Below are 12054 nucleotides of genomic sequence, written 5' to 3' on the forward strand. Positions count from 1 at the left end.
CTCGCGTGATATAACGGAGCAACGTGAAATTCAGCTTGCACTCGAACAGCAGGTTCAGCTGCGGACCGAAGAGCTTGCATCTATGAATGAAGAACTTGCGGCCATAAACGAGGAATATCTGGCAACGAACGAAGAGCTCGCCGGATCAAATCAGTTACTGCTCCGTTCTAATGAAAGTCTCCAGCGATTCTCGTATGTTGCCTCGCACGATTTACAGGAGCCACTCAGAAAGATCCAGTCTTTTGGGGATCTGGTTGTAAACCGTTATGCGTCCAAGTTAGGTGACGGCGCAGAATATCTGAAGCGGATGCAGACTGCTGCCTCCCGTATGTCTGTTCTGATAGATGATCTGCTTACGTTTTCCCGCATTTCTACGTATCAGGAAGCAACAACACCAGTACTGCTCAACGATGTTCTGACTCAGGTACTCACGGATCTTGAACTAATTATACAGGAAACCGGTGCCACGGTCAATGCCGCCATATTGCCCATCGTTCATGGAGATCAGACACAACTAAACCAGTTATTTCAAAATCTGCTTAGCAATGCGCTGAAATTCAGTTCTCATGATACAATTCCGGCAATTTCTATTACGGCTGAAATCAAGTTTGCAAACGAATTGCCTGCTCATGTAATTCCAACAAGCAGGGTTGCAGCTTACCACCGCATTGATATAGCAGACAATGGAATCGGATTTGACCAGAAACATGTTAGTCGTATTTTTCAGGTATTCCAGCGTTTGCATGGCAAAAATGAATTTCCCGGAACCGGCATTGGACTGGCAATCTGTGAAAGGGTAGTCAGTAACCATGGAGGTGCTATTACAGCCAGAAGCCAACCAGGACAAGGTGCTGTCTTTAGTGTGTATTTGCCGGTATAAATTTTAAGGTTAATGGTTAAGGGTTAAGGGTTAAGGGTTAATGGTTAAAGGGAGGTACTAAATGGTACATGGGAGAAATAGTATTTTTATCATAAAAATTAATATTTTGTTCTCCAATTATCTTTTAACCATTAGCCATTTAACAATTAACCCTTTAACCTTTTAACCATTAACCTTTTACCCTATTGCTTTTCCATTTCAATGAACGCTGATCCAGTCCAGGATATAATCGGCATCTTCTTTCCAGGTTGGGAGCCCGAGTACAAAATGGTTCCGGTTTGAAAATACTTTATAATCCAGTACGGAATTTTCGTTTTCGTAAGCCTTAAAATTACGGTTGTTGAGGTGGGCTGGAGTAATATGATCTGTATCGCCGGCTGTGAACAGTAATGGAACATGGTCCTTTTTAAAATCAACCTTTGCCGCGCTGCTCAATGCATCCCGGGCTACTGTTTTGGATTCCGGTATCGTAAATTTGTCATAGGCTTCCTGTTGCACATCAAGTGGCATACCATTAACGAACGCGTATTGCCAGTCTTCGAACGACATCATATAAGTTTCTTCAATGGAAGTGAATAATCCCAGTGATTTCCAACCCGCTTTTAAAAATGAAAATTCATAAGGAAATACGCCCAGAGGAGGCACTGAATGTATGGCAATCCCGGCAGCAGTTATGTCCCGGTTGACCATCAGCTGGGTTAAAAGTCCTCCGTAAGAGTGGCCAATAACGATAGGTTTTTCTGGAAGCGCTTCAATAATAGTTACATAATGATCAATTAATTCATTCAAGGTCAGCAATGCCAGCTCCTTATCCCCGTGCGGATGCCTCTCCCGAAGCTCTTCGACCGGAGCATCTTTATAAGGCCAGGGAGGAGCGCTTGTCGCATAGCCTTTACTCTGGAAATAAGTCTGCCATTCGTCCCAGCAATTGTTGCCGACGAAAGCACCGGTAATAAAAACGACCGTTTTTGATTGGATTGAACCCATAGCTGCTTTATTTATGGTTGAGTAAGATAACAAATACTAACCTAATAAGCTGATTAGCAACATTTTCTCCTCTGAAAAACCAATAAAGCATTAATTAAACCGGTGTGAGCAAAGAAAACAACCCGGCATAGGCAAATGGGTAGTCCCGATCGGGCAAAGAGAAATTCTACAATAACTAATATTTAGCTACAAGCAGGTAGCACCTTATTTTGGGATAATCAGGCTATTTAACCTGTAACTGCTGCATATAACTGATAACCTGATCAGGATAAACTCCGAGCCAGATAATTACGACTGCGAGGACTGATAATATGAGCATACTGACCCTGAAAAAGACGGGATGTTTTTCATCTTCTTCGGGTATCGTTTGGCCGGTTCCGGTAAACATGGCGGTGATTACCCGAAGATAATAATACAACCCAAATACACTGCTTACCACTAAAATAATAGCCAGTGCCCAGAAACCTTTCTGAATTCCGGCAGCAAGAATATAAAATTTTCCGGTAAAGCCGGCCGTGAGCGGTATACCTGCCAGTGAAAGTAAAGCTGCACTTAAAATGCAGGCCTGACCAGGATGCCGCCAGAATAATCCTCTGTAATTTTCTATTTCTTCTGCATCCTCTTCCCTTCCTGATAAAACGGCGATCACTCCAAATGCAGCGAGTGTAGTAGCAAAATAAGCAAATAAATAAAAGCTTACGGCTTGTATGCTCATAGTATTACCGGGAATGAAAGCAACCATCAAGTAGCCCAGATGTGCAATAGACGAATAGGCCAAAATACGTTTCAGGTTTTTCTGACGCAGTGCCAGCAAATTCCCAACGACCATTGAAGCCACTGCAATACAGATCAGTATAAGAGCAACGGTTTGAAACCTGAAACCATCAATTGCCAGAAAAAAACGAAGTAGTACTGCCAGTACGCCACCCTTGGAAGCTGTGGCAATAAAAGCTGTAACTGGTACAGGCGCACCCTGGTACACATCGGCAGTCCACATATGAAAAGGTACGACGGCCAGTTTGAACCCGACTCCAACCAACATCATGCCTAATCCTGTAATGAACAAAGGCGGAAGTACCTGCATCGATACCACATGTGAGGCCATCGCAGAAAACTCCATAGTTCCGGTTTCAAGGTAGATCAATGCCATTCCAAAAAGAAGAAATGCCGAAGAAAAGGCGGCCAGAATCAGATATTTGATCCCTGCTTCTATACTATGATGTCTTTTCCTGAGGTAGGCAATTAATGCGTATAAGCCAACGGTCAGGATTTCGAGGCCAAGGAAAAGTGATACAAAATGTTTGCTTACGGCCAGCACACCTGCACCAAGTGTACACAGGAATAGTAAAACGTAATATTCCTTTGGCCCTTCTTCTTTTTCCTCAAAATAAATATAAGACAGGATGTTGACCACCAGTCCGGAAAAAACAATCAAACCAATGATAAAAATTCCGAAATCATCAATTACAAACAATGTACCGATCTGATAGGGAAGCAGTTTTTTGATGTAAAAAAGAGAGGTAAATGACAGTACAAACAAAAAAAGGCTGCTGACCTGAATAATACGATGGCTGAATTTGACAACGATCAGCAGCATCACCAGCACGGACGAACCTGCCAGTAACAGCAAAGGCATAAGGGCGGAAAAATCAGTGTCTGACATAAGTTTGCCGGTCTTTTTGTAAATCAACAGGTTCAGTCATCATTATGCTTACCAGCTTATTAATTGCCGGAGCGGCGGTATTCAAAACAGGTTGCGGGTACAGGCCTAAACCAATTATCGATAAGGTCAAAACTGCCATAACAAGCTTTTCACGCAATGAAAAATCAAGGGTTTGCTGCTGTTCCTGCTGTGGCCCCAGGAATATTTTCTGCACAATACGCAATGAATAAACAGCTGAAAAAACAAGTCCTGATGTTGCCAGGACAGTCAGCCAAATGTTTGCCTTAAATGCACCTAAGAGTATCAGAAACTCAGCGATGAAATTTCCTGTTCCTGGTAATCCCAGTGAAGCCATCGCAAATAACAATCCAATGGCACCCATTTGCGGCATCCCGAGCCAGAGTCCGCCCATGCGGTTCATATCCCGCGTATGAAGGCGCTCTTTAAGCATTCCGGCCATAATGAATAATGCGCCGGTACTGATTGCATGTGTAACAAGCTGCATAACAACTCCCTGTAATGCCAGTTCATTGAATGAAAAAATACCGATCATTACAAAACCCATGTGACTAACGGAGGTAAACGCAACGAGTCGTTTCAAATCTGTCTGTGAGAATGCCAGAATAGCTCCATAAATAATGCCTAGTACGCCGAGAAGCATTGCCGGAAACGCAATCTGATGGGCCGTGGCAGGAAACAAAGGAATAACAAAACGCAGCATACCGTAAGCGCCGGTTTTTAAGAGTAAGCCGGCCAAAATCAGACTACCGGTTGTAGGTGCTTCGCTATGCGCATCAGGCAGCCATGTATGAAATGGCACTATGGGTAGTTTAACTGCAAAAGCAATCATAAATCCCATTGTCAGCCAAAAAGCAAACGCAGGAGGAACGATTGTACCAGCCAGTTCAAAGTAATCAAAAGTATAAATTCCTGTATTTTGGGCATGAATAAAATATAAACCCAGTATAGCTAGAAGCATTAACAGACCGCTTGCCTGAGTAAAAATAAAGAATTTGTAAGCTGCATAAACCCTGTTCTCACTTCCCCATATCCCGATCAGGAAATACATTGGAATGAGCATTACTTCCCAGAAAAAATAAAACAGAAACAGATCCATTGCCATAAATACACCGGAAACGCCCGCCAATATCCAAAGCAGATTGAAATAATAAAATCCCGTCCGTTCAGTAATTTCTGTCCATGAACAGAGTACGGCTATAATCCCGAGAAAGAATGTGAGTATCAGCAAAAGAAAGCTCAGCCCGTCCGCTGCCAGGTGAAAACTGATCCCAAATGAACCGATCCAGGTTTGCCTGAACTCAATAAGCCAGTTGCCGTCGTTATTGATACTGATGGATTGATTAAGATTCAACCAAAAAGATACAAGTATCAGAAATCCGGCTGATACTGAGGCCAGCGCGATCCATCGTGGAAGGTTTTTGTTCCATTTGCCAAGGATGAGCCCTAAAATTCCACCAGTCATGGTGATACAGATAAGAGCGACGAGAATCATAATATAATCTGTAAACCTAGTACCACAATTGCACCAATGACCATACCCATAATGTACCATCTGAGTGATCCGGTCTGGGTATCAGACAGTAGCCTGTATATACCATTGGTTCCCGCAGATATACCCGTATAAATTTTATCAACCACATCGTTTTTATTGATTCCGGAGATAAAAACAAACGGACCTACAAATAGGGAGTTGTACAACCTGTCGAATCCCCAGCCCGAAAACCAGAAATTATACAAACCATTTGCTAATGCCGATTGCCGCAACTTCTCGATCCTGTACGGCTGTTTGTAATAAAAAATATAGGAAAGGTAAACACCTCCAAAAGTTGCCAGTACAGCCAAAAGCTGGAACAGCCATTCGGTATTTTCCTCTACTCTTAATTCCGTTGCAGGAAAAACAGGGCTTAGCAAATCTGAAAAAAGTGTAAAATGCCCGAAATTATGAGGCAGCTCAATGAAGCCTGCTATCAATGAAAAAATCGCAAGGACCACCAGCGGTACTGTCATGAGCTTACCGGGAAGATGGCCAATTTCGGTTTTTGGCTCTCCGTAAAAAGTGACGATCATCATTCTGGTGGTGTAGGCAGCTGTAATAAACGCGCCGAAAAAAGCTACGAACCACAGCATAGGATTCCCCTTTTCTGCCGCCCATGCGTACCACAGTATCTGGTCTTTACTATAAAATCCAGAACTTATCAGAGGTATTGCAGCTAATGAAACTGCTCCGGCAAGGAATGTCCAGAAAATGAGCGGCATTTTGTTTTTAAGCCCTCCCATTTTGAACATATTGTGCTCATGATGAAGCGATTCTATAATTGCTCCCGCGGCCAGGAACAAAAGGGCTTTAAAAAAAGCATGAACCATAAAATGAAAAACGGCAGCCGTCCACGCGCCAACTCCCAATGCCAGAAACATGTATCCGATCTGGCTGATGGTGGAATAGGCAAGCACACGCTTGATATCAAATTGTGTCAGTGCACTCATCCCGGCTACAAATAATGTAGCGGCCCCAATAATGGCAACAGTCATTTGTGCAACCGGCGAAAGTTCAAAAATAACATGCAATCTGGCAATAAGATAAACTCCTGCCGTAACCATGGTGGCTGCATGAATAAGCGCACTTACTGGTGAAGGACCCGCCATGGCATCAGGCAGCCACGTTTGTAATGGAAGCTGAGCCGATTTCCCTATTCCTCCTGCTAAAAGTAACAAAGCGATCACAGTTGCACCCGATGTGTTCTGACGTAAAACAACCGTAGCAGTGGAAGAAATTTCAGAAATAACGAGCGTACCAAACTGATAGAAGATCATAAAAAGTCCAATCGCCATAGCCGTATCCCCTATTCTTGTGATGGTAAAAGCTTTACGCGCCGCATATCCGTTGACCGGATTTTCATACCAAAAACCAATGAGCAGATAACTGCATAACCCCACTCCTTCCCAGCCCAGATATAATAAAAGCAGGTTATCCGCCAAAACCAGCAATAGCATGGAAACCACAAACAGGTTCATGCTGGCAAAAAACCGGGCGTAATCGGTATCATGTGCCATGAAACCGGCTGAATAAATGTGGATCAGAGCCCCTATGAAAGTAATGACGAAAACGAAAACGAGCGATAATGCATCCAGTTTTAATGTGATTTCCGGATTAAAATCAGCCACATCCAGCCACGTCCATAATGTTTGGGAATAGAAACCTGTTGGAGGCGTTGAAGAAAGAAAAGCTAATCCGACCATTATCGTTATAATGGCTGAAAGGCAAACACTTCCTGCACCGACCAGGGCAATGAACCTCCTGGATAAACGGTTCCTTCCGGTTACCAGTATCAGAAAACCAGCCAGAGGGAAAGCAGGTATGAGCAAAAAAAGGTTGTCCATATCCGTGTACATTAAAAGGTGGAATTACCCGTTCATTTCCTTGAGCTTGTCAATGTCCAGGGATTTATGCTGATGGTATATCTGTAAGATCAATGCCAGTCCGATCGAAACTTCTGCTGCTGCCATGGCCAGGATAAATACAAACATGACCTGCCCATCCGGTTGCGACCAGCGTGAGCCCGCAGCTATAAAAGCCAAACCTGCCGCGTTAAGCATGATCTCAACTGACAACAACATAAAAACAATGTTTTTCCGGATTACAACACCGGCAATTCCCAGGGCAAAGAGCAACCCGGCCAGCAGCATGACCATTTCTATTGGTATCGTTGATTTCATATTACTTCCTCTTTTAAAAAACGGTGTAACACGACCTTTTTATGCCTGCCAATGTGAGCAGCCCCAACTACTGCTGCCATCAGCAACATGGCGGCCAGCTCTACACCAATCAGATAAACCCGGAACAATGACAATGCTACCGGCTCGGGACCGACAATCTGCTGATCATAAATAGCTTGTTCGGGTGATGAAATGAGGTAACATAACTGAACAAAAAGAATGGCAGAAAGTATAGCCGGCCCAATCCACACTTTCAGTTTCAGCCATTTCTTTTCCTGTTCCGCGGTTTCCTGGCCAAGGTTTAAGAGCATGATCACAAAAATGAATAATACCATAATTGCGCCTGCATAAATGATAATTTCAAGCAATGCCGCAAAAGGTGCACCCAATAAAAAAAAGATCATGGCAAGTGACAGTAGTGAAATGACCAGATAAAGCAACGCATGTACAGGATTATGCCTCGTAATAACCATAATGGTGGAGATCACTGTAACACCAGCCGTGATGTAAAAGACCGTTTCCATGTTTCAGGATTAAGTTGTAACCTATTTTACCAGCTTTGAGCCTGTTTACTTTTTACTAATTTTTTAATTACTAGGGCAACAAGCTGCGCACATCCACGGGTGGTTCTTCATTTTCACCTTCCCCTTTATCTTTTATACCCGCTGCCAATCCGGCAACTTTATAATAATTATAGCCGGGATATTTCCCCTCACTATCAATGAGTAAATCCTCTTTTTCATAAACCAGATTCTGCCGGTTGTATTCCGCCATTTCAAAATCGGGAAGCAGCTGAATAGCGTAGGTCGGGCAAGCCTCTTCACAATAGCCACAGAAAATGCATCTTGAAAAATTGATACGGAAAAACTCCGGATATCGTCGGCCATTTTCATCTTCCGTTGCCTGCAGTGAAATGCAGTCTACCGGGCAAGCGGCAGCACACAAGTAACATCCCACACAGCGTTCACCCATATCCGGGTCGCGTGTTAGAACGATCCGGCCTCGCCAACGCGGATGGAGCTGTACCTTCTCTTCGGGATATTGTATGGTTTCACGTTTTCTGAACATGTGCAGAAAAGTAAGTGCCATCGATCTCAATAGACTGATCATCGTTTCGTCTGTTTAATTTTTCAAAGTTCTGTTTGCAGCGCAATTGCCCCGGTAACCAGCAGATTCAGCAGAGCAACAGGCAATATAATTTTCCAGCCATATTCCATCAGCTGATCGTACCTTGGCCGTGGCAGTGATGCCCTCAGTAATATAAAAAATGAAATGAAAGCAAACGTTTTCAGGCAAAACCAAAACAGTGGTGGAAGAAATGACGGACCCAGCCAGCCTCCGAAAAATATCGTAACTACCATTGCCGAAACAAGTGTTATGCCCAGATATTCACCTATAAAAAACATCCCGAATTTCATACCTGAATATTCCGAGTGAAATCCAGCCACCAGCTCACTTTCGGCCTCCGGTATATCAAATGGCAGCCGGTGCGTTTCTGCAATACCTGCGATCAGAAAAATAACAAAACCTACGGGCTGTGTAAAAACAAACCAGTAATTCTGCTGCGCCAAAACTATATCTGTGAGCCGGAATGAGCCTGAAAGCATCACCACACCCATTAACGAAAGTCCCATAAAAACCTCATAACTAATCATTTGCGAAGAGCCTCTTAATGCGCCCAGCAATGAATATTTATTATTGGATGCCCAGCCACCCAGTACAATACTGTAAACACCCAGCGACGACATGGCCAGAAAAAACAGCAAACCAACATTCAGGTCGGAGATAAGAATGCCAGGTGCAAAAGGAATGATCACAAAACCCATAAGTACAGCGGCCGCAACTATGGCTGGGGCAATTACAAAAATCACTTTATCCGCAAAAGGCGGAATCCAGTCTTCCTTAAAAAACAGTTTGATGGTATCCGCTGCCACGATAAGTAACCCAAATGGCCCTGCACGATTTGGCCCATACCTGTCCTGCCAGAGCGCCAGCAAACGCCTTTCCAGCCAGATCAGCCATGCCGCAACCGTGGTAAGTGTAAACAGCGCAATTACAATCATCAGTACATAACGGAGGGTTTCGTTCATAGCTTTGTTTTGGTTAAAATTCCTTTCGCCGGTAAACTCATGCCGGGCATAGCTGAAAAATTAAACGGAATTCCTGCAAGTCCCTCCGGCATTTTTTTATCAATCTTTACAGCCAGATCATAACTTTGTCCCTTAATCCTGACACTTAATGCTGTGTTTTCGTCAACGTCAAAATGGGCAGCATCCTTTGTTCCTATTAGTATGTATGGTTCCGGCGTACGTGCGTCAATTGGAGCAGAATAAGCACTGAGCTCATCAGAGCCAAAAATATGAGGCAACGGTACGATCAGCATTTCATCGTTTTTCACCTTAAAAGCAAGAGGTATATTATCCTGAAAATCATGGACAGATATTTTTCCGGTCCCTAAAATTCTTTTGCCCGGATCCCCGCCATGCAGCGGCCCTCCGACTTCAATCTGGTACTTATTAATGGATTGCACTGAGTTCCAGCCCGGCGACCAGAAAAATGGAATTAAAGGCGCCGGAGGGATCCCCCTATATCCTTCCATCGTGAAAGAAAGTGGCGAATCGGTATCCTCCGGAGGTTTTGGCTCACTTACAGCCACATTAGCAAGAATAGCAGTACGACCACTGTACCGATGTGGCTCCCTGGGAATTTTCTGTCCGTTAATGCGAAAATCAGGTGGCGGAACCACAGTATCCGCTCCTTTAAACTGAGGCATTTCCTTCACCATTTCCTGCATCAGGTTGCCGGATTCCTGCAAATTATCAGGTTCTACATTATTTTTGAATTGCCTGAATTCGTCCAGCCACCGCCAGCTTTCTCTTATATTTTCATTTGACGGTGCAAATACCTGGAAAAAGCATTGTGCACGGCCTTCATTATTGACCAGCGTTCCGTCGCCTTCGGCAAATGTAGCAGCCGGAATAAGCACCGTTGCCCGGTCGGTAGTGGCGTTATGCAGGTGATCCAGGACAACGATTTGTTTACACGAATTAAAAAAATCGTCAGCCTCTTTTTTAGAAATCCTGCGGTACAAATCGTTTTCAAGAATAATAACTGTATCCGCTTCTTTATCTTTAACAATTTCCATTGCTTCATTCAAAGAAGGCGCATTCATCATTGTTAATCCCATTGAGTTGCACTCTGGAATGACAAAAGAAAGGCCGGTTTTATTATTTTTCAGACAAAGTGCAAGCGCAATATTGGTAGCAGCTTTGATAATATCTTCATCGCCCAGGCTGGTTCCGGCAATGATCAGCGGCCTTTCTGCTTTTTGGAGGATCTGTCCGATTTGTCCGGCTTGTTTCAATATTTCTTCATCCAGTCTGCCTGGTACAGGGGCCTTCTCATTTAAAAAGTTGGCAATCGCAAAACCGAATCGGGCAATATCGTCCGGTGCTGCGTAATGTGTGTCACAGGCAATTTCGTCCAGTTTGGTTTGAGTTGGATAGGCAATGAACAACTCCCCTTTTTCGTCCTGGATAAATTCACGCAATGCGGCATCGTGCCAGGAAGGCAAATGGATCTGCCCCGCATTTTCCAAAGGTTTTTTTCGGACAGCCTGCCGCAAAGCCAGTGCCATTCGCGGTGCCGAATTGGTAACATCTTCTCCCAAAATCAATACAACATCGGCCTCCTCCATTTCTTTTAGAGAGGGCGTGTGAACCTGTCCGGAATTCAGTGTAGTATGAACATTATGCAGCAGCCTGGCTTCTTTTTCAGGAATTCCCTGATAAAAATGCTCCTTCCCGACCAATTGCCGTAATGCAAAGTTAGCCTCAAGAGAAGCCCTGGGAGAACCGATCCCTATCACTTTCTGACTGGATAAAACGGCTTTCAGATTTTCATACAAGGTTTGTTTACCCGCAGTTTCTCCACGAAAAACTGGATATAAAACCCGCTCTTTACTATTCACAAATTCATACCCGAACCTTCCCCTGTCACAAATGAAATAACCATTAACCTCACTGTTAAAACGACTCGTAATTTGCCGGATCTTCCCATATCTTTCACTGGCAATGATATTACATCCAAGACTGCAATGCTGGCAAATGGAAGGCGCCATGGTCATATCCCATTTCCGGGTGTAATGTTCTTTCAGTGTTTTGTCTGTAAAAACACCTGTCGGACAAATTTCAGCCAGATTTCCACTGAACTCGTTTTCAAGAACTCCGTCTTTTTCCCTGCCGAAATAAACATGATCATGTGCAGCAAAAACATCCAGGTCTTTCCCGCCCGCATAATCTTTATAAAACCTCACACAGCGGTAACACTGTATACACCGGTTCATTTCATGATTGATAAATGGCCCCAGGTACTGGTTTTTGTACGTACGCTTTTTGAATCCGAAACGCCGGTAAGCATGGCCGGTCATGACAGTCATATCCTGCAAATGACAAGAACCTCCTTCATCACAAACTGCACAGTCATGCGGGTGGTTGGTCATCAGCCATTCAATATTTTGCGAGCGAAAATCCCTGGCTACCTGATCATCCAGCGACACAAACATATTGTCGCGGACCCCTTCCATACAGGCCATTACCAGCCTGCCGTTTGTATCATTTTCATCTTTAAAAAGCCTGACTGCACACTGACGGCACGCTCCAACAGATCCCATTGCGGGATGCCAGCAAAAATAAGGTAGATTAAAACCCAGTGTCAGACAGGTTTCGAGCAGGTTTTTACCCTCTTTTGCTTCGTAAGGCTTTTTATCAATATGAATGACTGCCATAAC

The 12054-nt window shown here is 44.0% G+C and carries 10 protein-coding genes; 1 reads left to right on the forward strand and 9 read right to left on the reverse strand.

Annotated elements, in window-relative coordinates; all coding sequences use genetic code 11:
• Positions 1 to 82 precede the first annotated feature (82 nt).
• Entirely contained in the window at positions 83 to 880 is a 798-nt protein-coding gene (locus KZC02_RS02495; protein ID WP_221392655.1) for an ATP-binding protein, read from the forward strand.
• A gap of 198 nt (positions 881 to 1078) precedes the next feature.
• Here the strand turns inward: KZC02_RS02495 and KZC02_RS02500 are convergent, their stop codons facing one another.
• The 9 genes from KZC02_RS02500 to nuoG all read right to left on the reverse strand — a co-directional run bounded on the left by KZC02_RS02500 (position 1079) and on the right by nuoG (position 12051).
• Complete coding sequence (locus KZC02_RS02500) at positions 1079 to 1867, reverse strand: alpha/beta hydrolase (protein WP_221392656.1); 789 nt, start codon at positions 1865 to 1867, stop codon at positions 1079 to 1081.
• Between the two features lie 223 nt (positions 1868 to 2090).
• Complete coding sequence (locus KZC02_RS02505; RefSeq protein WP_221392657.1) at positions 2091 to 3530, reverse strand: NADH-quinone oxidoreductase subunit N; 1440 nt, start codon at positions 3528 to 3530, stop codon at positions 2091 to 2093.
• Entirely contained in the window at positions 3517 to 5043 is a 1527-nt protein-coding gene (locus tag KZC02_RS02510; protein WP_221392658.1) for a NuoM family protein, read from the reverse strand. Before KZC02_RS02510 ends, KZC02_RS02505 begins: the two co-directional genes overlap by 14 nt.
• A complete protein-coding gene (nuoL, locus tag KZC02_RS02515) occupies positions 5040 to 6929 on the reverse strand; it encodes an NADH-quinone oxidoreductase subunit L (RefSeq protein ID WP_221392659.1) in 1890 nt (629 codons plus the stop codon). The genes KZC02_RS02510 and nuoL overlap by 4 nt, the downstream gene beginning before the upstream one ends.
• Before the next feature lie 24 nt (positions 6930 to 6953).
• Entirely contained in the window at positions 6954 to 7265 is a 312-nt protein-coding gene (gene nuoK, locus KZC02_RS02520) for an NADH-quinone oxidoreductase subunit NuoK (protein ID WP_221392660.1), read from the reverse strand.
• Positions 7262 to 7789, reverse strand: a complete 528-nt coding sequence (nuoJ, locus tag KZC02_RS02525) for an NADH-quinone oxidoreductase subunit J (protein ID WP_221392661.1) — start codon at positions 7787 to 7789, stop codon at positions 7262 to 7264. Before nuoJ ends, nuoK begins: the two co-directional genes overlap by 4 nt.
• A gap of 70 nt (positions 7790 to 7859) precedes the next feature.
• A complete protein-coding gene (gene nuoI / locus KZC02_RS02530) occupies positions 7860 to 8375 on the reverse strand; it encodes an NADH-quinone oxidoreductase subunit NuoI (protein WP_221392662.1) in 516 nt (171 codons plus the stop codon).
• Between the two features lie 20 nt (positions 8376 to 8395).
• Complete coding sequence (gene nuoH / locus KZC02_RS02535; protein ID WP_221392663.1) at positions 8396 to 9355, reverse strand: NADH-quinone oxidoreductase subunit NuoH; 960 nt, start codon at positions 9353 to 9355, stop codon at positions 8396 to 8398.
• Complete coding sequence (gene nuoG, locus KZC02_RS02540; protein ID WP_221392664.1) at positions 9352 to 12051, reverse strand: NADH-quinone oxidoreductase subunit NuoG; 2700 nt, start codon at positions 12049 to 12051, stop codon at positions 9352 to 9354. Before nuoG ends, nuoH begins: the two co-directional genes overlap by 4 nt.
• Positions 12052 to 12054: the final 3 nt, after the last annotated feature.

The sequence above is a fragment of the Dyadobacter sp. NIV53 genome (assembly GCF_019711195.1).
Lineage (GTDB): Bacteria > Bacteroidota > Bacteroidia > Cytophagales > Spirosomataceae > Dyadobacter.